The 24,396-nt window shown below is 63.0% G+C and carries 26 protein-coding genes and 1 tRNA gene; 12 read left to right on the plus strand and 15 right to left on the minus strand.

The genetic code is table 11. The features are described from left to right. Positions 1-59: 59 nt before the first annotated feature. From K9U40_RS04810 to K9U40_RS04850, 9 genes are all read left to right on the plus strand, one after another. Positions 60-674, plus strand: a complete 615-nt coding sequence (locus tag K9U40_RS04810; protein ID WP_282889074.1) for an NADH-quinone oxidoreductase subunit J — start codon at positions 60-62, stop codon at positions 672-674. A gap of 11 nt (positions 675-685) precedes the next feature. Continuing rightward, positions 686-994, plus strand: a complete 309-nt coding sequence (nuoK, locus tag K9U40_RS04815) for an NADH-quinone oxidoreductase subunit NuoK (protein WP_282889075.1) — start codon at positions 686-688, stop codon at positions 992-994. 4 nt (positions 995-998) lie between these two features. Then, on the plus strand, positions 999-2,924 hold the full coding sequence (gene nuoL / locus K9U40_RS04820) for an NADH-quinone oxidoreductase subunit L (protein WP_282889076.1): 1,926 nt from the start codon (positions 999-1,001) through the stop codon (positions 2,922-2,924). Between the two features lie 2 nt (positions 2,925-2,926). Then, a complete protein-coding gene (locus K9U40_RS04825; protein WP_282889077.1) occupies positions 2,927-4,438 on the plus strand; it encodes an NADH-quinone oxidoreductase subunit M in 1,512 nt (503 codons plus the stop codon). A gap of 17 nt (positions 4,439-4,455) precedes the next feature. Next, positions 4,456-5,886, plus strand: a complete 1,431-nt coding sequence (gene nuoN, locus K9U40_RS04830; protein WP_282889078.1) for an NADH-quinone oxidoreductase subunit NuoN — start codon at positions 4,456-4,458, stop codon at positions 5,884-5,886. Between the two features lie 3 nt (positions 5,887-5,889). Then, on the plus strand, positions 5,890-6,657 hold the full coding sequence (locus tag K9U40_RS04835; protein ID WP_282889079.1) for a biotin--[acetyl-CoA-carboxylase] ligase: 768 nt from the start codon (positions 5,890-5,892) through the stop codon (positions 6,655-6,657). 212 nt (positions 6,658-6,869) lie between these two features. Beyond that, positions 6,870-8,540, plus strand: a complete 1,671-nt coding sequence (locus K9U40_RS04840) for a ribonuclease J (protein ID WP_282889080.1) — start codon at positions 6,870-6,872, stop codon at positions 8,538-8,540. 90 nt (positions 8,541-8,630) lie between these two features. Beyond that, the gene (mce, locus tag K9U40_RS04845; protein WP_282889081.1) at positions 8,631-9,035 is read left to right on the plus strand and encodes a methylmalonyl-CoA epimerase; all 405 of its coding nucleotides are present in this window, start codon (positions 8,631-8,633) and stop codon (positions 9,033-9,035) included. A 187-nt stretch (positions 9,036-9,222) separates the two neighbouring features. Beyond that, positions 9,223-9,495, plus strand: coding sequence for a DUF1467 family protein (locus K9U40_RS04850; RefSeq protein ID WP_282889082.1), 273 nt, complete (start codon positions 9,223-9,225; stop codon positions 9,493-9,495). A gap of 338 nt (positions 9,496-9,833) precedes the next feature. On the opposite strand, the gene K9U40_RS04855 is transcribed toward K9U40_RS04850, so the two are convergent. Then, positions 9,834-12,170, minus strand: a complete 2,337-nt coding sequence (locus K9U40_RS04855) for a putative bifunctional diguanylate cyclase/phosphodiesterase (protein WP_282889083.1) — start codon at positions 12,168-12,170, stop codon at positions 9,834-9,836. A 326-nt stretch (positions 12,171-12,496) separates the two neighbouring features. On the opposite strand from K9U40_RS04855, the gene K9U40_RS04860 reads away from it, so the two are divergent. From K9U40_RS04860 to K9U40_RS04870, 3 genes are all read left to right on the plus strand, one after another. Next, complete coding sequence (locus K9U40_RS04860; RefSeq protein ID WP_282889084.1) at positions 12,497-12,922, plus strand: HesB/IscA family protein; 426 nt, start codon at positions 12,497-12,499, stop codon at positions 12,920-12,922. Between the two features lie 126 nt (positions 12,923-13,048). Continuing rightward, complete coding sequence (locus K9U40_RS04865) at positions 13,049-13,510, plus strand: DoxX family protein (protein WP_282889085.1); 462 nt, start codon at positions 13,049-13,051, stop codon at positions 13,508-13,510. A 79-nt stretch (positions 13,511-13,589) separates the two neighbouring features. After that, positions 13,590-13,674 (plus strand) — tRNA-Leu (locus K9U40_RS04870). Between the two features lie 772 nt (positions 13,675-14,446). On the opposite strand, the gene K9U40_RS04875 is transcribed toward K9U40_RS04870, so the two are convergent. The 14 genes from K9U40_RS04875 to K9U40_RS24680 form a co-directional block, all read right to left on the minus strand. Beyond that, positions 14,447-15,007 carry a hypothetical protein gene (locus tag K9U40_RS04875; protein ID WP_282889086.1) on the minus strand — a complete coding sequence of 187 codons (561 nt, stop codon included), beginning with the start codon at positions 15,005-15,007 and terminating at the stop codon, positions 14,447-14,449. A 63-nt stretch (positions 15,008-15,070) separates the two neighbouring features. Further along, positions 15,071-15,451 carry a hypothetical protein gene (locus tag K9U40_RS04880; RefSeq protein WP_282889087.1) on the minus strand — a complete coding sequence of 127 codons (381 nt, stop codon included), beginning with the start codon at positions 15,449-15,451 and terminating at the stop codon, positions 15,071-15,073. Between the two features lie 112 nt (positions 15,452-15,563). Beyond that, positions 15,564-16,061: a hypothetical protein gene (locus tag K9U40_RS04885; RefSeq protein ID WP_282889088.1), complete on the minus strand. Its 498-nt coding sequence runs from the start codon at positions 16,059-16,061 to the stop codon at positions 15,564-15,566. A gap of 72 nt (positions 16,062-16,133) precedes the next feature. Further along, positions 16,134-16,475, minus strand: a complete 342-nt coding sequence (locus K9U40_RS04890; protein WP_282889089.1) for a hypothetical protein — start codon at positions 16,473-16,475, stop codon at positions 16,134-16,136. A 134-nt stretch (positions 16,476-16,609) separates the two neighbouring features. Beyond that, complete coding sequence (locus K9U40_RS04895; RefSeq protein ID WP_282889090.1) at positions 16,610-16,828, minus strand: hypothetical protein; 219 nt, start codon at positions 16,826-16,828, stop codon at positions 16,610-16,612. 330 nt (positions 16,829-17,158) lie between these two features. After that, complete coding sequence (locus K9U40_RS04900) at positions 17,159-17,728, minus strand: hypothetical protein (protein WP_282889091.1); 570 nt, start codon at positions 17,726-17,728, stop codon at positions 17,159-17,161. Between the two features lie 212 nt (positions 17,729-17,940). Continuing rightward, the gene (locus K9U40_RS04905; RefSeq protein WP_282889092.1) at positions 17,941-19,800 is read right to left on the minus strand and encodes a hypothetical protein; all 1,860 of its coding nucleotides are present in this window, start codon (positions 19,798-19,800) and stop codon (positions 17,941-17,943) included. Between the two features lie 7 nt (positions 19,801-19,807). After that, the gene (locus K9U40_RS04910; RefSeq protein WP_282889093.1) at positions 19,808-21,403 is read right to left on the minus strand and encodes a terminase large subunit; all 1,596 of its coding nucleotides are present in this window, start codon (positions 21,401-21,403) and stop codon (positions 19,808-19,810) included. Beyond that, positions 21,369-21,740 carry a P27 family phage terminase small subunit gene (locus tag K9U40_RS04915; RefSeq protein ID WP_282889094.1) on the minus strand — a complete coding sequence of 124 codons (372 nt, stop codon included), beginning with the start codon at positions 21,738-21,740 and terminating at the stop codon, positions 21,369-21,371. The genes K9U40_RS04910 and K9U40_RS04915 overlap by 35 nt, the downstream gene beginning before the upstream one ends. Beyond that, positions 21,737-22,069 (minus strand): head-tail adaptor protein, encoded by a 333-nt coding sequence (locus K9U40_RS04920; RefSeq protein ID WP_282889095.1) that lies wholly within the window; start codon positions 22,067-22,069, stop codon positions 21,737-21,739. The genes K9U40_RS04915 and K9U40_RS04920 overlap by 4 nt, the downstream gene beginning before the upstream one ends. Next, positions 22,066-22,494, minus strand: a complete 429-nt coding sequence (gene gp17 / locus K9U40_RS04925) for a tail completion protein gp17 (RefSeq protein ID WP_282889096.1) — start codon at positions 22,492-22,494, stop codon at positions 22,066-22,068. The genes K9U40_RS04920 and gp17 overlap by 4 nt, the downstream gene beginning before the upstream one ends. Beyond that, positions 22,491-22,883, minus strand: coding sequence for an HK97 gp10 family phage protein (locus tag K9U40_RS04930; protein ID WP_282889097.1), 393 nt, complete (start codon positions 22,881-22,883; stop codon positions 22,491-22,493). The genes gp17 and K9U40_RS04930 overlap by 4 nt, the downstream gene beginning before the upstream one ends. Position 22,884: 1 nt before the next feature. Beyond that, positions 22,885-23,175, minus strand: a complete 291-nt coding sequence (locus tag K9U40_RS04935; protein ID WP_170218708.1) for a head-tail connector protein — start codon at positions 23,173-23,175, stop codon at positions 22,885-22,887. Between the two features lie 135 nt (positions 23,176-23,310). Next, complete coding sequence (locus tag K9U40_RS24680; RefSeq protein WP_349239410.1) at positions 23,311-24,345, minus strand: HNH endonuclease; 1,035 nt, start codon at positions 24,343-24,345, stop codon at positions 23,311-23,313. Between the last annotated feature and the right edge of the window lie 51 nt (positions 24,346-24,396).

A 24,396-nucleotide genomic window follows, 5' to 3' on the forward strand; every position in this document is an offset into this window, starting at 1 on the left:
CGCCATAAGGGGCCGGACATGACCGGCGCGGGCGCGCCGCGGGGAGGGGGGCTTCGCGCATGAGCGTCGCGGCAGCGTTTTTCTATCTCTTCGCCTTCGTGCTGGTGGCGTCCGCCTTCATGGTGATCTCCTCCCGCAACCCGGTGCAGTCCGTGCTGTTCCTCATCCTCGCCTTCGTGAACGCGGCGGGGCTGTTCATCCTGATCGGGGCCGAGTTCCTCGCCCTGATCCTGGTGGTGGTCTATGTGGGCGCGGTGGCGGTGCTCTTCCTCTTCGTCGTGATGATGCTCGACGTGGACTTCGTGGAGCTGCGCCAGGGCTTTCTGCAGTATCTGCCGGTGGGCGTGGTCGTGGGCCTCGTCTTCCTGGCCGAGCTGGTGCTGGTCGTGGGGGCGTGGGCGACCGGGCCCGGCGTCGCGTCGGCGGTCAAGTCGGCGCCGCCGTCGGTGGGCGACGTGGGCAATGTCCAGGCCATCGGGCATGTGCTCTACACGGACTACATCTACTTCTTTCAGGCGGCGGGCTTCGTGCTTCTCGTCGCCATGATCGGCGCCATCGTGCTCACGCTCCGCCACAAGGCGAACGTGAAGCGCCAGGACATCTCGGCGCAGGTCGCGCGCACCGCCAAGACCGCCATGGACGTGGTCAAGGTGCGCCCCGGCCAGGGCCTTTGAGGGGGATGGGCATGGACATCGGTCTCTCCCACTATCTCACCGTCGCGGCGATCCTGTTCACGCTGGGGACGCTGGGCATCTTCCTCAACCGGAAGAACGTGATCGTCATCCTCATGTCGGTGGAGCTGATCCTGCTCGCCGTGAACATCAACCTGGTCTCGTTCTCCGCCTTTCTCGGGAACCTGACGGGCCAGATCTTCGCGCTGCTCGTCCTCACCGTCGCGGCGGCCGAGGCGGCCATCGGCCTCGCCATCCTCGTGGTGTTCTACCGCAACCGCGGTTCGATCGCCGTCGAGGACATCAACGCCATGAAGGGCTGAGGCCATGTATCAGGCGATCGTCTTCTTCCCCCTCCTCGGCTTCCTCATCGCGGGCCTGTTCGGCCGCGCCATCGGCGCGCGGGCGAGCGAGGTGGTGACCACCTCGCTGCTCTTCATCGCGTGCCTCCTGGCCTGGATCGCCTTCTTCAGCGTCGGCTTTGGTGACCACGACACGCGCGTGCAGGTGATGAAGTGGATCTATGTGGGCGACCTCAAGATCGACTGGGCCTTCCGCATCGACACCATGACCGTGATCATGCTGATCGTGGTCACCTCGGTGTCCTCGCTGGTGCACCTCTACTCCATCGGCTACATGCACGAGGATCCGAGCCGGCCGCGCTTCTTCGCCTATCTGTCCCTGTTCACCTTCGCCATGCTCATGCTGGTGACCGCGGACAACCTGCTGCAGCTGTTCTTCGGCTGGGAAGGCGTGGGCCTCGCCTCCTATCTGCTCATCGGCTTCTGGTACGAGAAGCCATCGGCCAACGCCGCGGCCATGAAAGCCTTCGTGGTCAACCGCGTGGGTGACTTCGGCTTCATGCTCGGCATCTTCGCCGTGTTCGTGATGACCGGCTCGGTGACATTCGAGCAGGTGTTCGCCGCGGCCCCGTCGCTCGCCGGCAAGACCATCGACTTCCTCGGCCATCAGTGGGATGCGCCCACGGTCATCGCCCTGCTGCTGTTCGTCGGCGCCATGGGCAAGTCGGCCCAGTTCCTGCTGCACACCTGGCTGCCCGACGCCATGGAGGGCCCGACCCCGGTGTCCGCCCTCATCCACGCCGCCACCATGGTGACGGCCGGCGTGTTCATGGTGGCGCGCATGTCGCCCATCTTCGAACTGTCGCAGACCGCGCTCAACGTGGTGATGCTGGTGGGGGCGACCACCGCCTTCTTCGCCGCCACGGTCGGCCTGGTGCAGAACGACATCAAGAAGGTGATCGCCTATTCCACCTGCTCCCAGCTCGGCTACATGTTCGTGGCCATGGGGGCAGGGGCCTATTCCATCGGCATGTTTCACCTGGTGACGCACGCCTGTTTCAAGGCGCTCCTGTTCCTCGGCGCCGGCTCGGTCATCAACGCGATGCACCATGAGCAGGACATGCGGCACATGGGCGGGCTCGCCAAGAAGATCCCCTTCACCTACGGCATGATGCTGATCGGGACCCTGGCCATCACCGGCTTCCCTTTCCTTGCGGGCTACTACTCCAAGGACGCCATCATCGAATCCGCGTGGGCCTCGCACAATTATTTCGCCCTCTACGGCTGGGTCATGACCGTGGCGGCGGCGGCGCTGACCTCCTTCTATTCCTGGCGTCTGATCTTCCTCACCTTCCATGGCCACCCGCACGATCTCCACCACTATGAGGCGGCGCATGAATCGCCGCGGGTGATGACCATTCCGCTCGGCGTGCTGGCGGTGGGCTCGGTGATCGCGGGCTTTGCGCTCTACAACGTGTTCGTGGGCGAGGGCGTGCACCACTTCTTCCGCCACTCCATCTTCATGGGCGCGGAAAACCACATCCTCCACGCAATCCACGACATCCCGCTGTTGGCGAAATACCTGCCGACGCTCATGATGGTGCTCGGCTTCGTGATCGCCTACTGGTTCTACGTGGTCGATCGCACGGTCCCGGTGGCGCTGGCGAAGTCGCAGGACGCGCTCTACCAGTTCCTGCTCAACAAGTGGTACTTCGACGAGCTGTACGACCGCATCTTCGTGAAGCCTGCCTTGTGGATCGGCCGGCTGCTGTGGAAGCGCGGCGACGGCACCATCATCGACGGTTTCGGTCCGGACGGCGTCTCCGCCCGCGTGCTCGACGTGACCGGCCGGGTGGTGCGGCTCCAGACCGGCTACCTCTACCATTACGCCTTCGTGATGCTCATCGGCGTCGCGGCTTTCATCACCTGGTTCATGTTCGCCGGAGTGTGACGATGACCGACTGGCCCATCCTCTCCGTCGTAACGTTCCTGCCGCTGGTCGGCGCGCTCTTCATCCTGGTGGTGCGGGGCGACGACGAGGTGTCCGCGCGCAACGCCCGCTGGGTGGCGCTGTGGACCACGCTCGTCACCTTCGTGGTGTCGCTGCTGCTGCTGCCGGGCTTCGATCCGGCCGCGTCCGGCTTCCAGTTCGTGGAAAAGAAGGCCTGGCTCGGCGAGCTCGCCGCCTACCACATGGGCGTGGACGGCATCTCGCTGCCCTTCGTCCTGCTCACGACCTTCCTCATGCCCTTCTGCATCCTCGCCTCCTGGGAGAGCGTGCACAAGCGGGTGAAGGAATACATGATCGCGTTCCTGGTGCTCGAGACCTTGATGATCGGCACCTTCTGCGCCCTCGACCTCGTCCTCTTCTACTTCTTCTTCGAGGGCGGCCTGATCCCGATGTTCCTCATCATCGGCATCTGGGGCGGTCAGCGGCGCATCTACGCGGCCTTCAAGTTCTTCCTCTACACGCTGGCCGGTTCCGTGCTGATGATGCTCGCCATCATGGCCATGTACTGGCAGTCTGGTACCACCGACGTGCCGACGCTGCTGACCCACGGCTTCCCGTCCGGGATGCAGACCTGGCTGTGGCTGGCCTTCTTCGCCTCCTTCGCGGTGAAGATGCCCATGTGGCCGGTGCATACCTGGCTGCCCGACGCCCATGTGGAGGCGCCCACCGCGGGCTCCGTCATCCTGGCCGGCGTTCTGCTGAAGATGGGCGGCTACGGCTTCCTGCGCTATTCGCTGCCCATGTTCCCGGAAGCGAGCCATTATTTCGCGCCGCTGGTGTTCACCCTCTCGGTGGTCGCCATCATCTACACGTCGCTGGTGGCCCTCGTTCAGGAGGACATCAAGAAGCTGATCGCCTATTCGTCCATCGCCCACATGGGCTTCGTGACCATGGGCATCTTCGCCATGAACGAGCAGGGCCTGCAGGGGGCCATGTTCCTCATGATCTCCCACGGCTTCGTCTCCGGCGCGCTGTTCCTGTGCGTGGGCGTCATCTATGACCGCCTGCACACCCGCGAGATCGCGGCCTACGGCGGCCTCGTGCACCGCATGCCGCTCTACGCCACGGTGCTGATGATCTTCACCATGGCCAACGTGGGCCTGCCGGGCACCTCTGGCTTCATCGGCGAATTCCTGACCATGCTGGCGGCGTTCGAGCGCAACACCTGGATCGCCTTCTTCGCAGCGACCGGCGTGATCCTCTCGGCGGGCTATGCCCTGTGGCTCTATCTCAGGGTGGTCTTCGGGCCGCTTGAAAAGGAGAAGCTGAAAACCATGCTGGACCTCTCCCCCCGGGAGCAGGCGATCATGGTGCCGCTGGTGGTCATCACCATCCTCTTTGGCGTGTGGCCCGCGCCCATCCTCAACATGACATCCCATGCGGTGAACGCGGTCGTCGCGCGCACCGACCAAGTGGCCGGCGCGGTGAAGACCGCCCTGCTGCTGAGCTTTTAGATCTCGAGGTCGCCTCAATGACGCAGCTCCTGCCTCCCATCGGCGCGATCCTGCCCGAACTGGTGCTCGCCATCTCGGCGATCGTGCTGATCCTGATCGGCGCGGTCCGCGGGGAGGGGTCGGCGAACCTCGTCACCGGCCTCGCCATCGCCGTGCTCGCGGCGGTCGGCGTGCTGGTGCTGCTTCAGCCCGCGGGCGAAGTCACGGCCTTCCACGGCTCGCTCGTGGTGGATGCCTATGGCCGCTTCATGAAGCTGCTCGCGGTGCTCGGCGCCGTGGTGTCGCTGATCATGGCGGTGGACTGGCAGGCGCGGGAGAAGCAGGCGAAGTTCGAGTATGCGGTGCTCATCCTCATCGCGACCCTCGGCATGTGCATGCTGATTTCCGCGGGTGACCTGATCGCGCTCTATCTCGGCCTCGAGCTTATGAGCCTGCCGCTCTATGTGGTGGCGGCCATCAACCGGGATTCGGTCCGTTCCACCGAGGCGGGTCTGAAATATTTCGTCCTCGGCTCCCTGTCCTCGGGCATGCTGCTCTACGGCGCCTCGCTCATCTATGGCTTCACCGGCTCGGTGAACTTCCTCGAGATCGCGGCGGTGGCGAAGGAGCCCACCCTCGGGCTGATCTTCGGCCTCGTGTTCCTCATTGCGGGCATGTGCTTCAAGGTCTCGGCGGTGCCGTTCCACATGTGGACGCCGGACGTCTATGAGGGCGCGCCCACCCCCGTCACCGCCTTCTTCGCCTCCGCGCCGAAGGCGGCGGCCATGGCCATCTTCGTGCGCGTCGTCATCGAGGCGTTCCCCCATGTGACCCACCAGTGGCAGCAGATCGTCGCCTTCGTCTCGCTGGCCTCCATGGTGCTCGGCGCCTTCGCCGCCATCGGCCAGCGCAACATCAAGCGACTGCTGGCCTATTCGTCCATCGGCCACATGGGCTTCGCCCTCGTGGGCCTCGCCGCCGGCACGGCGGAGGGCGTGCGCGGCGTGCTCCTGTACATGGCCATCTATGTGGTGATGACGCTGGGCACGTTTGCCTGCGTGCTCACCATGCGCCGCAAGGGCCAGGCGGTGGAGACCATCGAGGACCTCGCCGGCCTCGCCCGCCGCAGCCCGCTGATGGCGCTCATGCTCGGCGCGCTCATGTTCTCGCTCGCCGGCATCCCGCCGCTCGCGGGTTTCCTCGCCAAGTATTACGTGTTCGTGGCGGCGATCCAGGCCGGGCTCTACGGCCTCGCCGTGGTGGGCGTCCTCGCCTCGGTGGTGGGTGCGTTCTATTATCTGCGCGTCGTCAAGATCATCTATTTCGACGAGCCGGTGGACGCCTTCGATCCCATGCCGACGGAGCTGAAGGCGGTGCTGGCGGTGAGCGGGCTTTTCACCATCTTCTATTTCGTCTATCCCGCTCCTCTCATCGAGGCTGCGGGTGCCGCTGCCCGTTCGCTCTTCTGAACGATGGCTCATTACGAATTCCAGGGTTCCACGGTTCCCATCGTCCGCTTCACCCAGATCGGCTCCACCAACGCCGAGGGGATGGCTCGCCTTGCCCGGAACGAGACGTTCCCGGTCTGGCTGGTGGCGGATATCCAGACGGCCGGCCGCGGCCGGCGGGGCCGCCCCTGGACGTCGGAGCTGGGCAACCTGTTTGCCACCCTGGTGCTGCCCAATCCGGCGCCGGTCGCGAACCTCGCCCAGCTCTGTTTCGTGGCGGGCCTCGCGCTGCGCGACGCCGTGCTCGCGGCGGCGCCGCAGATCCGGCCCGACGCGCTGAAGCTCAAATGGCCCAACGACCTGCTGCTGGACGGCGGCAAGGTGGCGGGCATCCTGGTGGAAGGGGGGACCGATCCCTCCGGCCGGCCGGCGGCGGTGATCGGTTTCGGCGTCAACTGCCTGCACCATCCCGAGGACCTGCCCTATCGGGCGACCAGCCTTGAGGAATCCGGCGCGCCCACGGCGCCCGACCGGCTGCTGGAAGCGCTCGACCTTGCCATGGCGGTGCGGCTCAACCAGTGGAATGCGGGCGCCGGCTTTCCGGTCATCCGGACCGACTGGATGCGCCATGCCCTCGGCATGGGCGATCAGGTGAGCGTCCGGATCGGCGAGCGCGAGGTGGTGGGGCGGTTCGAGAATATAGATACGCGCGGCGCCATGATGCTGCGCCGCAAGGACGGCATCGCCGAGATCATCACCGCGGGCGATGTCTCCCTCGGCAAGTCGGATTGAGGGGCCGGGACACCCGGCGGGGGACGCCCGGCCGAGACGGCCCTTGCATTGCGGCGCGCGGGCCGCTTCATTGGGGTCGATCCTGATTGCCCGCCCCCGGCCGTAGCGGACCCTGCTCCGCCGGCCTCCTGATTTTCGGCCCGCCCGCCCGCGAGCCCGGCATCCGCCGGGCGCTTCCCGGCGCGGGCGCCGCGTTTGGAAGCGACCCTTTGATGGCACCAACCGACGAACTGGTCTTCGCACCCCTCGGCGGGGTTGGCGAGATCGGAATGAATCTCGGCCTGTACGGCTTCGGTCCCCGCAAGGCACGCACCTGGCTCATCGTCGATCTCGGCATGAGCTTCGCCGGCGAGGAGGCGCCCGGCGTCGATCTCGTCCTGCCCGACATCCGCTTCCTGGAGACCGAGCGGAAGAACATTGCGGGCCTCGTGCTCACCCATGGCCACGAGGACCATATCGGCGCCGTGCTGGACCTGTGGCCGCGCCTGAAATGCCCCATCTACACCACGGGCTTCACCGCCGGCCTGCTGGAGGCGAAGCGCGCCGGCGAGCCGGGGGCGCCATCCCAGCTGCCGATCACCGTGGTGCGGCGGGGCGCGCCGGTGGAGCTCGGACCGTTCTCGGTGGAGTTCATCCCCGTCGCCCATTCGATTCCGGACAGCCACGCCCTCGCCATCCGAACCAAGGCGGGGCTGGTGGTGCATACCGGCGATTGGAAGCTCGATCCCACCCCCGTCGTCGGCCTTCCCACCGACGTGGCCCGCCTCGCGGCGCTGGGCGACGAGGGCGTGCGCGCCATCATCTGCGATTCCACCAACGCCATCCGCGACGGCGTATCCCCCTCCGAGGCGGAGGTGGCAGCCTCGCTGCGGCAGATCGTCGGCAAGGCCAGGCACCGGGTGGCGTTCACCACCTTCTCGTCGAACGTGGCGCGCATCCGCGGCATCGCCGAGGCGGCGTACGCCAACGGGCGCGAGGTGGTGGTGGTGGGACGGGCACTGGAGCGCGTCATCGGCGTCGCCCGCGAGCAGGGCCTTCTGGACGGCGTGCCGGCCTTTCGTTCGGCGGAGGCCTATGGCTACCTGCCGCGCGAGAAGGTGGTGGCCATCCTCACCGGAAGCCAGGGCGAGCCGCGCGCCGCGTTGCGCCGCATCGCCGACGACGATCATCCGGAGATCGCCCTGTCGCCCGGCGACCTCGTGGTGTTCTCCTCGCGCACCATTCCCGGCAACGAGAAGGTGGTGAACCACATCGTCAACGCCCTCATCAAAAGGGGCGTCGAGGTGCTGACCGACCGCCAGGCGCTGGTCCATGTGTCGGGCCACCCGCGCCGGGGCGAGCTCACGGAAATGTACCGGCTGGTGCGCCCCCAGGTGGCGGTGCCGGTCCATGGCGAGGCGCTGCACCTCCACGAGCACGCGTTGCTCGCCAAGAGCCTCGGCGTGCCGGAGGTGGTCAATTGCTATGACGGGCACGTCATCCGCCTCGCCCCCGGCCCGGCCGAGCGGGTGGACGATGTGCCGTTCGGCCGCCTCTACAAGGATGGCCGCCTGCTGATCGCCGACGGTGCCCGCTCCATCCCCGAGCGGCGCAAGCTCTCTTATGTGGGCGCGGTGTCGGTGGCCGTGGCGGTGGACCGGCAGGGCGGCCTTGCTGGCGACCCTTCGGTGGAGATCACCGGCATTCCCGAGCGCGGGGAGGGGGGCATCGACATGCTCGACCACGTGCTCGACACGGTGGTGGCGACGCTGGACGGCCTGCCCAAGGCCCGCCGCCGCGATCCCGACGCCCTGGCGGAGACGCTGGAGCGCGCGGTGCGCAGCGCGGTGAACGCGGTGTGGGGCAAGAAGCCGGTCTGCCACGTCCATATCCTGGAGGTGTGAGCCGGCGTGCCGGCCTCGCCTTCGACCTCCGGCGTGTTCCGCGCCGGCCGTGCTTGCGGTATGGATCGGTAGACCTGAGCGGAGGGAACCATGATCGGACGTCTGAACCATGTGGCCATTGCGGTGCGCGACATCGCCGCCGCCTCTGCGCTTTATCGCGACACGCTGGGCGCGGACGTCTCCGCCGCCGTGCCGCAGGAGGAGCACGGCGTGACCACGGTGTTCGTCACCCTGCCCAACACCAAGATCGAGTTCCTGGAGCCGCTGGGCGAGAACTCGCCCATCGCCAAGTTCCTGGAGCGTAATCCGGACGGCGGCATCCACCACATCTGCTACGAGGTGGACGACATCATCACCGCGCGCGACCAGCTCAAGGAAAAGGGCGCCCGGGTGCTGGGCTCCGGCGATCCCAAGATCGGCGCCCATGGCAAGCCGGTGCTGTTCCTGCATCCCAAGGATTTCAACGGCACCCTGGTGGAGCTGGAACAGGCCTGACCGGGCGGCGCGCTGCCGCCGGGCCGGCTGCCCGGGCGGCAGACCCGTTCCTCCGGATGATCCGGCCGTGCGTCCATTTCGCTCGAAAGCGCTTTAACTTAAGGAAAGAGAACGCGTTATCCGATCAGATCGTGGAGCGATCCGATCGGCGCGCGTACTTGCGGGAAACGCCAGCGAGGAACGTCTCGTGTCGATCGGTGCCGTTGTCGCCATCTATTTCATCGTCTGGTGGACCACCCTGTTCGCGGTGCTGCCCTGGGGCGTGCGCTCGCAGGCGGAGAGCCGGGACATCGTCCCCGGCACGGATCCGGGCGCTCCCGTTCGCCCTGCGCTGGTCAAGAAGGCGATCGCGACCACGCTGGTCGCCGCCGTGGTCACGGCGGGCATCGTGTGGCTCATGACCAGCGGCATCGTCTCGCTCGAAGACCTGCCGATGCCGTTCGACATCAAGGAAAATTGAACGCTGTCCGATGCCGCCGGCCTAGAGCACGCGCCGATCTGCTTGCATCGCAAGCTGATCGGACAACGCGTTCTCTTTCTTGCGTTTAGAGGGCGATTCACCGAGCAAATTGGTTCAATTTGCTCGGATCGCGCTCTAAGGCGCCCGATGTCAGCACTTGCGGCAACGCGCGGGTCCTTGCGCGCGCCGATGGCCGCTCCGCCTGAAGGCGCGTTCGAGCACGCGGACCGGATATCGCGGCGGCGTTCCGGATGACCCGCGCGCAAAGCCTTTCGAGCAAGATCCGCCGCGTGAGACTTCTGCCGTCCTGGCCGGGCGCGCCGCCGCCTGCGGGGCTCTCAATGCAGCCGGATGCTGCCGGAAGGAGACGGGGCGGTGACGTTCGGCCCCTGCAGGGCGAGACGCAGGAAGCGTTCACTGGTGACCGCTCGGCCGAACAGGTAGCCCTGCCCGTAGCCGCATCCGCGCGCCTTCAGGAAGGTGCATTGCTCCGGGGCCTCGATGCCCTCGGCCACCACATCGAGGCCGAGCGCGCGGGCGATGGAGATGATGGCGGTGGCGATCTCCGCATCGGCGGCGCGGGGCAGATCGTGCACGAAGCTGCGGTCGATCTTCAGCTTCGAGATGGGAAAGCGCTTGAGATAGGCGAGGGACGAGTATCCGGTGCCGAAATCGTCGAGGGCGATGCGCACGCCGCTGTCGCGCATGTCATGCAGCTTGCGCTCGGCCGCTGCGGCCGCCCCGAACAGCACATTCTCGGTGATCTCGACCTCCAGCCGCGCCGGGGCAAGTCCGGTGCGCCGAAGCACATCCTCCATATGCTCGCAAAGGCTGCCGCGCTGGAACTGACGCGGCGAGAGGTTCACGGCCATGAAGTCGAGGCTGGCGCCAGCCGCGATCCAGGACGCCATCTGCTGGCACGCCTCCTCAAGCACCCAGTCGCCCAGGGGTTCGATGAGGCCGGTTTCCTCGGCGAGGGGAATGAAGCGATTGGGCGGGACGAGGCCGTGGGCCGGGCTCTGCCAGCGCACCAGAGCCTCGGCCCCGACGATGCGCCCGCTGGCGAGGTCCACCACCGGTTGGAAGTTGAGGCGGAATTCCTCGCGGGCGAGGCCGCGCCTGAGGTCGGCTTCCATTTCCATGCGGACGCGGGCGCTGCGGGTCAGGGCCTGGGTGTAGAAAGCATAGCTGCCACGCCCCTGGGCCTTCGCCTCGGCCAGCGCGGTATTGGCATGTTGCAGCAGCTGGGCGGCATCGTCGGCATCCTGCGGGTAGAGGCTGATGCCGACGCTCGCCCCCAGATAGATCTCGCCGTCGCCGACGGGGAAGGGGCGCGCCAGCTCGTCCATCAGGCGGGTGGCGGCCATCGCCGCATCCTGGGGGTCGTCGATCTCCTCCAGGAGGACGACGAACTCGTCGGCGCCGAAGTGCCCGATGGTGGCGTCGCCGACCAGCGCCGCCCGCACGCGCGCCGCGGCCAGTTTGAGCACCGTGTCGCCGGCCATATGGCCGAGGCTGTCATTCACCGTCTTGAAGCGGTCGATGTCGACAAAGAGCACCGCGCAGGTCTTGCCGGCCTGGCTCACCGCCAGATCGAGCACCGAGGCGAGCAGGGTTCGATTGGGCAGCTGGGTCAGGGGATCGTAATGGGCGATCCGGTCGAGCTCGAATTCCGAATGCTTGATCCGGGTGATGTCCTGGAAGGCGCCCACATAGTTCTGCGGGGTGCCCTTCTCGTCATAGACGGTGCTGATGTGGAGTTTCTGGAGAAAGATCTCGCCGTTCTTCCGGCGGTTCCAGATTTCGCCCTGCCAGCTTCCCGTGGCGATGAGCGTCGTCCACATGCTGCGGTAGAACTCCCGATCGTGCCGGCCCGAATGCATGATGCGCATGCTTTCGCCCTGGATCTCGTCTTCAGCATAGCCGGTGATCTGCGAGAAGGCCGGGTTCACCGCGGAGATCACCGCATCGAGGTCGGTCACCACGAGGCCGTCGTGGGAGCTTGCGAACACGGCCGCGGCGAGGCGCAGGTGGCGCTCGCTCTGCTTTTCGGCCGTGACATCGGTGATCATGCCCACCACGCGGGTCGCCACGCCCTTGCTGTTCCGGGAGGCGAGGCCATACCACCGGAAGTCGCGGAAGGCTCCGTCCGGACGGCGCAGCCGGATGTCGAGATCGACGCTGCGCCCGCCCCCCCGGATGAGGTCCCTGCGGGCGGCGGCTACCTTGCGCCGGTCGCCGCCATGCCGCACCTGGCGCAAGGCCTGTCGCACCTCCATGGGGGTATCTGATCCGACGCCGAGCATGTCCCGCGCCCGGGGGGAGAGATAGAGCCCGCCGCTGCGCACATCAATGTCGAACACGCCCTGATCCGAGCCCGTGACCGCAAGATGGAAGCGTTCCTCGCTCGCCCGCAGCGCCGCATTCTCGACCGGGCTGCCCTGCGCCGCGCGGCCGGGCTGGGTCGCGGCGCGTGCGCTGCGGATACGTCCCAGTGCGAGCGCCACCGCCAGCAGCGCGAGGAGGCCGAGACCGAGAATCGCGGGCAGGGACCAGGTGCCGGCGCGCTCCATCGCCTGCCGCCATGGCTCGGTCGCTGCCGGGGCGGACTGCATGGCTGAAACCGCCAGACCCCCTGCGGCGATGGCGAGGAGCAGGACACCGCGCGCCTTCATGGTTCCATCGGTCTCGCGCTCCGCCCTGCGCTGGCCGCAGGAAGAACGGCCAAAGCAAGATCATGGCACTTTAATACCTCTATAGATTTGTCTATAGAGTTGTTCGACATGGAAAACAACGGCTAAGCTTGAATTCCGGCCATGCAGGCCTGCGGCACTTTTTCAACCGGGTTGCCGGGTCGAAGGCGATCAAGATCGTCTCCGGTGCGGGATTTACGGTCTCATTTTACCAACGTGGCATATGGAACCTTGTGAGGGCGCCCATCATCCTCCATTTATGGGTCGTGCCCGCCGTCCTTGAAACGGCGCGGCTCGGAGATGTCCCCATGAGCGTTACTTCCGATACGTCTGCTGCTGCCCCCGCAAATGCACCGGCCAGGCGGAGCCTGCCGGCGGTCATCCGCATCACCGACACGGCCGCCGAGCGGCTGCGCGAGATCCTCGCCTCGGCGGAGCCGGGCACCGCGCTGCGTGTGAGCGTTGAAAACGGCGGCTGTGCCGGCATGTCCTACCGGATGGACTTCACCACCGAGGTCGCCCCCTTCGACACGGTCGTGGAGGACAAGGGCGTGAAGGTGGTGGTGGACGCAAAGGCCGTCCTGTTCCTGCTCGGCACCGAGATGGACTTCAAGACCGACAAGGTTTCCTCGCAGTTCGTCTTCAACAATCCCAACCAGACCTCGTCTTGCGGCTGCGGTGAATCCGTCGCCATCACGCCGGTGGCCGCGGCCGCGGTGGCGGGGCAGGGCTGAACGCCGGCTTCATTCCCGGTTCAGCCGCCGTTCATCGACGTGGGGCCAAGGGAAGCGGGCGGCGAGCCGCCGGCGTGAGCGCGGGCGGTGATCGCCGCACCGGCTTCACAGCACAAAGGTGCCATCTTGACCCCACGTCCTCTCGCCGCCCTGCTGGCGAGCCCCATCTTCGGCGTTTTTGCCCGCCTGCTGCTCACCTTCATCTTCTGGGGCGCAGGCCTCGACAAGCTGATGAACTATCAGGCCACCCTGGAGGAAATGTCCTTCTTCGGCGTCGAGCCCGCCCGGCTGTTCGCGCCGGCAGTGATCGCGCTGCTTCTCGTCGGCTCGATCCTGGTGGTGGCTAACCGCGCGGCATGGCTGGGGTTCGGCATGCTGGGCGTGTTCACGGCGCTGACGATCCCCATCGCGCATCCCTTCTGGGCCATGGACGGCGAGCGGCGGCTGTTTGAATTCCACGTGGTGGTGGAACATGTCAGCCTCATCGGCGGACTTGTCGTGGGCGCGATCCTGTGCCGAAAGCTGGAACTGGAGCGCCTTGCACAGGGCTCGGCCCGCGCGCCGGCGGAAGGTGTGAAAGCCGTGTGATGGCGAAAGGCGGCCGCGTTGCCCGCGGCTGCCTTCTTCCCTAAAGTCCCGCCCGGTCGGCATCACGCGCCCGGCCCGGGCGGACGTGGCGAAACCGGTAGACGCACGAGACTTAAAATCTTGCGCCGTAAGGCGTGCGGGTTCGAATCCCGCCGTCCGCACCATTTCAAAAAATTGTTTAAAATCAGATACTTAATCGTGGGTTTCGATTGAATTCTGGGAAGAATTCGGGGAGAAATTCTGGGAAATTACGACATATTTTTGTAATTATTGCGTCGCACAATTTTGATTGTTCTCTGTAACTGTGGTGTTGCGATTTGTGATGTTTCGCGCGAAACACCGCGCTTGGGATTAACGATTCCCCGGTATACGATTTTTGCAATGGTCGGCTGCTAAAAGCGCCGACAAAGAGAAAGGGCGCCGAACTAATCGGCGCCCCTTCAGGGGGCATGTTAGGGCCTAGATTCCCGTCGCGGACCTAACCTTGCCGTCGCTCACGCGGGCTGCTTCCGTCAGCGACGGGGCAGTCCGCGGCAGTGCTCGCACACGCTCTCCCACCGACCAAAGCGCCGTCGCGTATAGTGCCGAACGCGAACGGACTTGGGAAAGGTGCACTTCATACCGGACATGGAAAACCGCCTTTCGACGCTAACTCCGGCATCCGGAGTCCTTCAGCACCCGGCCGAAGATCGTAGGCAACTGTTAGACCGTTGGGTCTGCCGGGTGCCTCAAAGGAGGAAAGAGGTGATTCGCCTGTCCGAGAATGAAAATACCGCGAGATAGTTGCCGGGAAAAGTCCGCCGCTCTTTGCCGTGGGATAACCGGGGGAATGACGGGGATGATGAGGAATGTGATAAGAACAAATAGCGAACATATTCAAGCTGAAAAAAGGCGACACCGGGTGAGGGTGTCGCCTTGGCTCGGTAGACTCGTCAGTTACAACAATTCCGGATACGTTGAGTATATGTTTTCCATGATTCTGTCTTTTAGAAGAAAATAAGCATCTTGCCGTCCGACCTGTCCACGAAGTGCGTGGCATATCATATCGTAATCAATGAGTTCATGTCTGATGTAGTTGCAGGTTATCCGCTTTAGAAATGACGATTCCGAATCTTGGTCGGCGACTTTTTCTATATTTCTCCGATTATAGTGCTGGATTGCAGTATCAATTAGTTCACTAAGATTGGTGCTCGGTATTTCAATCGGAATAGACGCCACAGCCTGAAGCAGGCTTTGGCGGTTGCGATTATGGCGCTCCAATGCGGACGATGAACGTTTGCTCCTTGAAGCGCGCGCTTTGGATAGCGCTTCGCGAACAAGCTCGGTTGCTTCGGCCTCTTCGATCCGGTCAAGTCTATAAAGGCGCATCTTCGGACCGGAGCGGTAATTTGGATTCGGCTTTAGCTGATCAGGGTCGCCAAGGAATTTTTGAACCATGGTGTCTGTCCAGCCACGCTCCTGCTTGAGCACGGACACTGGAATCAAAGGGATGCTCATTGTACGACTCCCGTATTGTCAAGAAGGCGGCACCGGTGAGGGTGCCGCCTTTCTCAAGTCAGACTAGGCAGTCGGCGGGATCGGCCGCGAAGACGCCTTTACCCTGACCACGGGGCCGCCATCTTCGATGAACCGAACGTTGTTGACGGCATCGAAAACTTCCATGAGGCCCTCATGGAACCCGGCTGCGAATTCGTCGGATGGCTCGTAGTCGCAGGAAAACGGGGTGCCTCTGAAGTCCGCTTCGTCGTAGTGAGCCTCGACAAACGCCGCCTTCAGGGCGGCAGAGTCGATAGGACCGTGGAGCTTGGACATGACCAGAAGGTCGCGCCAGTCTTCCACCTTATTTGCCCACATGCGTCCGGCCTCAAGGCCGTCTGCGTGCTCTTGCTGTTCGTGCTTGGCCTTCAGATTGCGGAGACGGGCGATATTTTCAGAAGTCATGATATAAACTCTTGTGCTTGTCGGCGGCTGTAGGAGGCGGCCGATGGGTTGAACTTCGCGGTTCCGGACGGCGCGGCCTTGGTCGCGCCGTTTCGCTTTGTGGTGTCGGCGGTTATTCTCCTTTCACGGTTGTGGGCGCGAAGGCGTGGCGCGTTTCCTTGCTCAAGCGGGCTTCGATGCCCCGCAAGCGCACGATGTCGCGCAATGCTTGTTTCTTGGCCTGGGGATCGCTCAGGTCTGCCTCTTCAAGGCGCGCGATCTCCTTTGCGATCTCTTGCAACTTGAACTGGTTGATCAGCCCTGCCAGCGCCTTGGCGCTGTCGATCAGGGCGTCAACCATGCGCTCGGCACGTCCGAGGGAGCCGCGATACTCGGTGCCCCAATCCTCGCGCCATTCCGGGTCTTCGTCGCGTGAGAGGTCGGGCATGTTGATGCCGACGCTATCGAGCGTTTCGGTGATGAATGACGTTTCACCGGCAAGGGGCTGCTCATCATAGAAGGTCGAAAACGCTCCGGGCTTGTAGCTCGTAGCCTGATCGGGGGCAGTTTTTGCCTCTTTGCGAAGTCGGGCGCGGTACGCCTTTTGGATTTCAGCTCGGGTGCGTGCCATGACGGTTCTCAATGTGGCGTCGAGTGAGGTAACGTCTACATGTAGACGTTCAATGCGTCAATCCCTCGCCGCTTAGATGCCGAAGGCATCACGCCATCCTTCCATGTCGGCGCACATGCGTTCCCGCTCGCTTCTGCCGTCGAGGTCGTCGAGCGTGACACTGCGCTGTTCGGCGACGGCTTCGTCGATGGCGCCTTGCAGGTCGGCGACGAAATCGTCGTCCGGCTCCGATGCATCGTCGGGAGGTGACTCGGACACCTGGGGAGTAAGAGCTTTCGCGGCCTTCTGCCGCTGATAGTAACGGGCCGCTCGCTCGCGCCAGCGGCGCCGCCGTTCCTCTTCAGGAAGTGCGGCATTGCGCTTGCGGTCGTGCCTTTTCCAGCGTTCGCGCTGTTTCGTCGGATCAAGTGCCATTCTGCGCCTCTTCGTCGTGTTGGGCGCACCCCAATATAGCGTCGAGTGAGGCGGAGCGTTTCGGGAAAACGACAGGGGAGTGATTTTCTCACTCCCTTGTCTCACTCCACCTCACTCGACGTTCTCACTCCTCTTCACTCCGCCTCACTCATTGGCGGGGAGTGAGGATTGCAGGCGTGCCACCACGCGCGCGCCACGTCCGGAATGATGCCCCTGGGCCAAATATCGGCGCGTTCGCCAAGCGCCAGAATGATCTCGTCCCGGTCAATCCGGCCGGTGCGGGGGTCTGGTTTCAGAAGAGAGAGAAATTCGACAAGGTTGTTATAAGAAACATCGTCGATATACGCAGCCATATCGGCACCTCCATTGGATGCCGGAACATGACATGGAAACAAAACAAAGAACATAGAAAAGATGTAAGTCAGTTTTGACTGATCTTTACCGGGCGTGGATTCCTAATAGCCGGAAGAGTATTCATTCTCCGGAGAGTGAGAACGAAAAATATCCAGCGCGAAGCGCTGGCGGGGATGCGAAGGGGGCGCAGCCCCCTTCTTTCGTCCCTACGGTTTTCATCCCCCAAAAACGTGGCCGGTCCAGCATAAGAATCTTACTTAGAGAATCAGAATCTATACACGTATATATAAGGGGCCAGCGGCCACGTTTTTGGGGGATGAAAATGCCGCCTAGAACGTTCCCCATGCTTCCGGTCTGTCATTCTCACTCTCCGGATGTTCTCCAAACCAAGGCCCGCCTTCGGTTTCGAGAAGCCTCATCCAATCAAGCGCGGTTCGCCCTTCCTGTCGTGTCCAAGTCCGGCGTGTGCGCACGCCCATGGCTGAAGCCATCTTCGCCTGGGATGGCGCCTTGCCGGTACGCGCGATGAAATCGAGATAGACGAACCGCGCCAGGGCGATCTCTTTCACGCGGGGCCGCAGGCGTGCGCGAAGGTGGTTTGTGCTTCCGGTCGGTGCTGGTGCCAGAAGCCAAACCTTTAGGGCGTCGATATCTCGCCGATAGCGGCTAGGATCGAATGACGTGACCGCTGGCAGGCGTTCGGCCTTCAGTCGGCTCCGTCTGGCCTGTTCATTTCGAGCCTTTCTGGCGCGCTCCTGAACGATATTTTCGGCGCGGTTCGCAGCAATATGAGCGTCGCGCAGGCAACTGCGTCCGTAACGTCCAGAGCGGATGGCGTCGAAGAGAATTTTTTTAAGAAATTCGCGCGCTGCGGCGCGATCTCCGCTATAATCATCCATGCAAGGCGGCCTCATCTCCGCGTTTGTTTCTGACTGACTGTGACTGACTTCAGCCCTCTGGTGTTTAGCGGCACCAGAGGGCCTTTATTTTTGCGGGCTAGCCTATGCGCCTACATGCGACTAGTCCGCGCATACTATAGCGGGCGCCGCGCCCTAGCGCGTCGGCAATCGTAAGAATGTGGGCGACGGCGGAACGAAGGTATCGAGTGCCATCAGGCGAGTGCTCCGTTGGGGCGACGCTGCCGGCGCATTTCCTCGATGATGGTGTCACGCACCATGCGTTGCATGCCGGTTGTCACCTGCTTGGCGAGGTCCGCGTTCTGCGCGTGCGAACCGCCGTTCGCGTTCACATGCACCGTAGGCGCGAAGTTGATCGAGGGTGCGGGCTGGGCAGGGGCGATGTTGATAGAGGGCGCGCGGATACTCTTCAACACGTCATTCGGCACGATGCTGCCGGACCTGCCGGGCGAGAACAATTCCGGTCCCTTCTCTCCGACGAGATAGGACTTCCCGGAGGCAACGTCGCCACCACCAGCACGGGCGCCGCCGAAGCCGGAGAAGAGCGCGCCGACAAGGCCGGTCCCGGTGCTGCCTCCGAAGAGTCCAGCCAACGGCCCGCTACCCAAAAGCGCGGCCTGCAAGCTCGCCTCGATCAAGCGTTGAATGAGATTGTCCAGGGCGTCATTCACGGTCTGAGTCCCGGTGAGAAGTCCGGAAAGCGAAGACGTAAGCTCCTGCCCTGCGAAGTCTTGAAGCTCACGGGCCTGATTCATCTTCACGCGTGCGTTTTCAAGATTTGATGCCGCCGTGGCATAGGCGCGGCTTTCCTCATCGATCCGCGCTTTAATCTCCGGAGAGACTTCAACACCGTCCCGTCGAGCCTGCGCCAGAAGGTCGGTTTCCTTCCGCAAGCGGGCGGCCTCAAAGGCGGACTTGCCGAGGGCGGCCTGTTCCGCCTCAAGCGCGGCGATCTCGTCGCGGACCTTCAGCACGTCCGCATCAAAGCGCACGCCCCCGGTGATGCCGATCTTTTTCGTCGTCACCGGGGGCGTGTATTTCGGGGGCGTCCAAAGCTCCTGCCCATCGGTCTTGAACCGCTCACCAGCGTTCAAGCGCTTCGCCAGTTCGGCGCGGGCGCGGTCCATCTCGTTTTCGATGGGCTTTACATCCGGATTGCTGCCCCCAAGCCGGAAGTTTTTCCAGAAATCGAAACCGCCAACGCTGTTCATGAACTCCTGCACCTTCGTTGCGAAATCATCGAATGCGATTGCAGTCGAGACGATGCCGCCCTTCAGGCGCGTGCCAATGGTGTCTGAGAGCTTTTGAAAAGCTTTGTCGATCTCGGCACCCTTGGCGATAATATCCCGGTCCAGCACCACGCCAGCACCACGGGCGTCGGCCTGAAGCTGCTGAAGGCTCTTTGCGCTCGAGTCCAGGAACCGAACGAATTGCTCGCCACCAGTCCCGCCGAACACCTCGTCTGCAATGCGGATGGCCGGCGCAGTCTCGAATTTCTTCAGACGTGCGATGATCTCGTCAAAGAGTGCGACGGGGTTTTTCAGCTTCTCTTTCAGTTCATCGGCGCTGTATCCGAGGCGCTGAAAAGCCTCCGCAGAACTGCCCTTCCCGGTGAGAACGAATTCGTCAGCACGAAGCTGCATTTCCTTCAGGCCGTCCGTCAGGGCGTCGATGCTCACGCCGCTTTGCTTCGCGGCGTAGTCGAGGGCCTGAAACTGTTCAACATCGATACCGGCGCGCTGCGCTTCACCCTTCAGTTCTGCGAGCGAGCGCGTCACGTCGCGGATGACGTTGGGGATCTCCGAGGCGCCACCAATGGCAAAACCGCCAAGCAAACCGCCTGCGAACGCGGCGCCGATGCCCTTGATGCTGCCTGAAACTTTCTCCGCAGCGGCGCCCATGCTGGTCTCTAGGCGTTGTTTGGCACGTTCCGCACGCTTTTCCAGCGTCCCAAGGTGCTGGTCGCCGGACTGGGCAGCACGGCGGAAGCCGCGCTCAAGTGTCGAAGTATCGACACCAAATCCAAGTTCGAGTTTAGCGTCGTTTTCAGCCATGGAAGCCTCACATATTCATGAATTTTGAGAAGTCGAAATTTGGATCATCGATCGCACGTCCCGGATTGTCCGAATCGAACGCGAGTTTTACCGCCATAGCTGCTGCGATGGCGCCGTCGATCTTGTCTTTTGATTTGCCCTTGTGGAACCGCTTGTAGCCGTCCATTGTCGGTACGGTCCGGATGTTCTCAAAATTCCAGCGTAGGACAGGATTGCCGCCGTGTTGGAATTGTCCCGCAACAATGGCGCGTTCCAGTTCGTGAATAGCGGGGCACATGCTGCCATTCGCCTGCGAAAACTGGAATACGGGAAGCCCCTTATTCATCAAAGCATTCAGCGTCGGATTGGCGCCCTTGGGATCAACGCCAATCTGTTGAACGTTCAGTTCGCCGCAAATCTCTTCCAGGCGCCGATGGAACACGGCATAGTCAATTGCCGAGCCGGGTGTGGTTTCTAGAAATCCAGCGTCTTTCCACTTCGTATAGCCTGCGGCCTCACGTTTGCTTAGCTGTTGTTCGGGGAGGAAAAACCAGGGCCGGACGATGTAGCCGCCCTCGCCGTCTTTCCAGCAAGCGACAATGCACGTCATATCATAGACCTGCGATAGGTCGATGCCCAGCCAACAGGGTTCGCTCTTCAGCCTATCGAAGTCGATTTCATCTGAGCCTAGGTCATAAACGCCCATGTCAACGAATGGCGTCTCGCTATATTGCTGCCAATTGTTCAGCCTGAATTGCAGGAAGCTGCGGCGAGAGCCGGGTGCGGTTTCAGCCTCCTTCGCATGTCGGCGCATGGCGTCGAGGGGCGGATAACCATAGGCAAGGCCGGGATTGACCGCGTGCCAAAGGGCTTCATCCCGCCAATCGTCGCCCTCTTCCATGGCGAAGATGATGGGCAGAAAGGCGGGGTCCTCGATCTCGCCACGCTGAACGGCGCAGGCATACTGCCAACGCTCAAAGCAGATGTTCTCAGTGCCAGCGCCGGCCGTGGTGGCGACCACCAGAAGGCTGTTGTGCACCTTGTCCACGCCTGTTCGGATAGCCTCCCAAAGGTGCGGGCTTCGGTGCGCGTGCAACTCGTCCACCAGGGCGAACGACAAAGTCATACCGTGGGCGCCGCCGGCATCGCTGGAAACGGCCTCGTAGCGGCTGCGGCGCCTCGGGAACCTGATAGCGTTCTTATGGTCCGCAATGCGCAGGTGCTTGCGCCACTTGCGTTCTGCAGCAACGATCATCGCCGCTTCTTCAAATGCCTCGCGGGCCTGCTTTCGCGTAGAGGCGGCGGATACCAAGTGAGAGCCGGGGACTTCCTCGGGGCCACACAAATGCAGGAGCGCCAGGGCTGCGGAAATCGAGGTCTTCCGGTTGCCACGGGGCAAGCCAAGGAACACCTCTTTCACGATCCGGGATCTGTCCGGGTGCCTCGGTCCTTCAATCGCCCGAACCATCCGTTCGGTAACTGGATTGAGGTCGAACCGGCCGGATGCTGCCTTGGGGTGCTTCCTGCGCCGCAGCCACTCCACCGCGCGCTCGCCATAGCCGAACGGGTCCGGGATGGGCGAGCCGTCGTCAATCCAGGTAGGGCGAAGCATCGTCGTCTTCATCGCCGGCAAGTACCGGCCGGCTGCGGCTCACAGGCGTAAGGCCAAGCTCCGCAGCGATCTGGCGCGCGCTCGCCAATGCCTTGTCCTGGGCACGGCACAAGGCGAGGTCGAAGCTGATCTGCAACATGCCCTCGATCTCACGGGCACGGCCTTGCGCGATGCAATAATTTTCAAGCTGTCCGAGGTCGCTTTGAGTGAGAATGCGGCGCTCGATCAGCGGGCGAATGCAGCGCTTCCATTCTTTCTTGGCCTCCGGAGAGAGCCACACGGGCGGGGCAGGGGCTTTCACCAGGGCGCCGGCCGTGCTGTTGATCGTGCTCGGCTTCCGTCCCTTCACGGTCCGATCCTCCGCACGTCAATCTGAAGCGCCTGCTTTCGACCGAGAACCTTGAGGCCGATAATGTCGAAGATCTCGCCGCCCCAAATGACTCGATCCGTCATCTTCAGGCTGGGCGTGTATCGAATGCTGAAGCTGGCCTTGATCGTGATGCGGCTTCCGGTGTCGGCAGGCTCTTCCTCTTGCGTGTGCTCGATCAGTTCGGTGCGCACGTCAAAAATGGGCGTCCAGAGCGTGACGGTGTTGCCGAAATCGCCCACGGCAGTAGCGGCGCGCTCCACCGTCAATTTCTCCAAAAGCGAGCCGGCGCGAACAGGCGCGTTCTTCACTGGGCAACCTCCTGCATGATCGCGTCGAGGGACACGACACCGTGCGCGAGGTCCGCCTCTGTCGTGTCCCTGTCGCTGGTGACGCTCATGGAAAGGCCGTGCACGATCCAGCCGTCGCCCTTCCACGGCGCCCATGCGACACCGGAAAGAACCTTCGTAATGGTGTGCGTGATGCGGCGACACAGCACGGCGCTGCCCTCGCCGCGCGTCCACACGTCGAGGTCGATATATGCGCGGTGGTGCCACACCTCGTAATGATCGGGCGGCACCGCGTCGCCGTTGCCGATAGCGACAAGGGGGCCGGCGCCGGTCTCGGTAAACGAGTCCAGCACCCTTTCGGCTGGGCAAAGCGCGATGAAATCGGGGCTGGAAATGAGGCGCTGCCGGACCTTTTTCGTCAAACAAAGCACCGGATCGAGGCTCATTTCACAGCCCTCCGAAGCGCGGCCTTGTGGCGACGGCGGAACTTCGCCCTAAGCGTCCGGTAAGTGTTCCACCAGAACGGGCGCGCCCTCATCTTTTTGCTGCCGTGCTCGACGATGTGGCCGTAACGAGTCTTCGTGTCGCCGGCCGTGACGACATAAGTGTTCGCCGGGACAGTCTTCGCGCCACCGCGGGAATAGGCTGGCGTGCGCTGTCCTGGGCCGGTAACAACGATGCTTTTCCGCAGATCTCCAGAACGCCTGGGCACCTTTCGGCGCGCCTCACGGGCGAATTCCTTGGCGTTCGCCTCCTGTGACTTCAGCGCGCCTTCAAGAATAACGGGCTCTTTCGCCTCAAGGAACGCCCGAAACTGATCACTCATGCTCGCCATGTCAGTAGGTCCACCCGTCGCGGTAGGTCGAGATAAGATCCTCGACACCAAGCGGCAGCATGAACACCTGTCCGCCGAAAATCGTGGCTTCACGGTGCTGGTATAGGTGCGCGGCGTACATGAGAATTGCTTCCTCGATAGGGGCCGGAACACTGCCATCAAACTTGTCGAAACCGCCGACCTTTTGCTTGATCATGTCGGTTGCGACGGCCAACTTCCGAGTCAAAATGGCGTCGTCTTCATCGCCAAGGTCGCGGATGTGTGCCTTAAGATCTTCCAGCGTCACGGCCATTCCTAAAACTCCAATTCCACTGAGACTCGCGCAAGCCTGCCCGCGCCGGTCCCTAGTCAATAGTGAGAAGTTTTTCACCACCCCCGGGGTTACACTATTGTACAATAAGTCAATATTGACTGACATAATTCATCGTCACTCATCTTCACTTGGGATCACGTCTGATTCGTCGAGCGTGATGGTGTCGAGGTCCATGAGGGCGCGACTGATCGTTCGTGAGCGGATACGTTCGCCGGGATCAGAGAAGAGACCTTCAACGTCTTCGGTGTGGTGCATGTCCATCGGCTGGGCACGCTTGCGTATTGGTTTACGATCAATGTCCGAGCTTTGGTTCGCCTTGCGCCAGTCGAGGAACGATTGTGCTTTTCCCTTCACAGCCTCGGCATTCTTTGCGAACCACTCGCGTGCAAGCTCGATATGCTTGTCTCGACAGTGTGCGCGTCGAGGATCATTGGTGACGTTGGTGATGCACTCATCAAGAGTTGCCGGCATGACGATCATGCGGGCGTTCAGCTTACGGCACCATGTGGCGCGTGCGGCTGGATCAGGGTCCGCAGTGATGAACCATGCACGCTTGTAGCTGTTGCGCTCACCAAGCATTCGCAAGGCTCTGTTCCTGATTTCCAGGGCCTCACGGGCGAAGCTGCCAGGGGCTTCATAGAGGGCCGTGCCTGCGAGCTTTGTCATGATGGTGGGCGTATCGATGACGATATCGTCGGGGCCGGCGCGTTCGGCCACATATGTGGATTTGCCGGAACCTGGGGCACCAGCAACGATGGTGACGGCGCAGGTGGGCGGACGGTCAATAAAGGGGTGTGCAAGCGGGTTACTACCGCTGCGGTGCTCTTCAGACTGCTTTCGGCTGGAATGGCACCGGACACAAAGCGGTTGCCAGTTCTCACGCTGCCAGAACAGGTTGCTGTCGCCGCGATGGGGGCGAATGTGATCCACCACAACGGCCTTGGCGCCGCAGGAGCACATGGGATGCTTCAGGAGGAAACCGGCGCGTGCTCGATCCCATTTCGTCGAATATCCACGCTGGCGAGCATTCGGGCGGTTCTGATCAGACTTAGCCTTACGGGCGCGGTCGCGAACGATCTGACATTCGCACTTCATCCCGTAAGGAACGATCTTGCCACATGAACAACGCCTGGGTGCCGCGAATGCCATAGTATTCCTGTTGAAATGAAAAGATGTGGCCTTGTCACCTTGACCCTTTGA

It is taken from the genome of Xanthobacter autotrophicus (assembly GCF_030015065.1).
GTDB lineage: Bacteria > Pseudomonadota > Alphaproteobacteria > Rhizobiales > Xanthobacteraceae > Xanthobacter > Xanthobacter autotrophicus_D.

Bases quoted from the DNA above. Each gene is read 5' to 3' on its own strand.
- K9U40_RS04810 (WP_282889074.1), top strand. From the start codon at position 60: ATGAGCGTCGCGGCAGCGTTTTTCTATCTCTTCGCCTTCGTGCTGGTG.
- nuoK (WP_282889075.1), top strand. From the start codon at position 686: ATGGACATCGGTCTCTCCCACTATCTCACCGTCGCGGCGATCCTGTTC.
- nuoL (WP_282889076.1), top strand. From the start codon at position 999: ATGTATCAGGCGATCGTCTTCTTCCCCCTCCTCGGCTTCCTCATCGCG.
- K9U40_RS04825 (WP_282889077.1), top strand. From the start codon at position 2,927: ATGACCGACTGGCCCATCCTCTCCGTCGTAACGTTCCTGCCGCTGGTC.
- nuoN (WP_282889078.1), top strand. From the start codon at position 4,456: ATGACGCAGCTCCTGCCTCCCATCGGCGCGATCCTGCCCGAACTGGTG.
- K9U40_RS04835 (WP_282889079.1), top strand. From the start codon at position 5,890: ATGGCTCATTACGAATTCCAGGGTTCCACGGTTCCCATCGTCCGCTTC.
- K9U40_RS04840 (WP_282889080.1), top strand. From the start codon at position 6,870: ATGGCACCAACCGACGAACTGGTCTTCGCACCCCTCGGCGGGGTTGGC.
- mce (WP_282889081.1), top strand. From the start codon at position 8,631: ATGATCGGACGTCTGAACCATGTGGCCATTGCGGTGCGCGACATCGCC.
- K9U40_RS04855 (WP_282889083.1), bottom strand. From the start codon at position 12,170: ATGAAGGCGCGCGGTGTCCTGCTCCTCGCCATCGCCGCAGGGGGTCTG.
- K9U40_RS04860 (WP_282889084.1), top strand. From the start codon at position 12,497: ATGAGCGTTACTTCCGATACGTCTGCTGCTGCCCCCGCAAATGCACCG.
- K9U40_RS04875 (WP_282889086.1), bottom strand. From the start codon at position 15,007: ATGAGCATCCCTTTGATTCCAGTGTCCGTGCTCAAGCAGGAGCGTGGC.
- K9U40_RS04880 (WP_282889087.1), bottom strand. From the start codon at position 15,451: ATGACTTCTGAAAATATCGCCCGTCTCCGCAATCTGAAGGCCAAGCAC.
- K9U40_RS04885 (WP_282889088.1), bottom strand. From the start codon at position 16,061: ATGGCACGCACCCGAGCTGAAATCCAAAAGGCGTACCGCGCCCGACTT.
- K9U40_RS04890 (WP_282889089.1), bottom strand. From the start codon at position 16,475: ATGGCACTTGATCCGACGAAACAGCGCGAACGCTGGAAAAGGCACGAC.
- K9U40_RS04895 (WP_282889090.1), bottom strand. From the start codon at position 16,828: ATGGCTGCGTATATCGACGATGTTTCTTATAACAACCTTGTCGAATTT.
- K9U40_RS04900 (WP_282889091.1), bottom strand. From the start codon at position 17,728: ATGGATGATTATAGCGGAGATCGCGCCGCAGCGCGCGAATTTCTTAAA.
- K9U40_RS04905 (WP_282889092.1), bottom strand. From the start codon at position 19,800: ATGGCTGAAAACGACGCTAAACTCGAACTTGGATTTGGTGTCGATACT.
- K9U40_RS04910 (WP_282889093.1), bottom strand. From the start codon at position 21,403: ATGAAGACGACGATGCTTCGCCCTACCTGGATTGACGACGGCTCGCCC.
- gp17 (WP_282889096.1), bottom strand. From the start codon at position 22,494: ATGAGCCTCGATCCGGTGCTTTGTTTGACGAAAAAGGTCCGGCAGCGC.
- K9U40_RS04930 (WP_282889097.1), bottom strand. From the start codon at position 22,883: ATGGCGAGCATGAGTGATCAGTTTCGGGCGTTCCTTGAGGCGAAAGAG.
- K9U40_RS04935 (WP_170218708.1), bottom strand. From the start codon at position 23,175: ATGGCCGTGACGCTGGAAGATCTTAAGGCACACATCCGCGACCTTGGC.
- K9U40_RS24680 (WP_349239410.1), bottom strand. From the start codon at position 24,345: ATGGCATTCGCGGCACCCAGGCGTTGTTCATGTGGCAAGATCGTTCCT.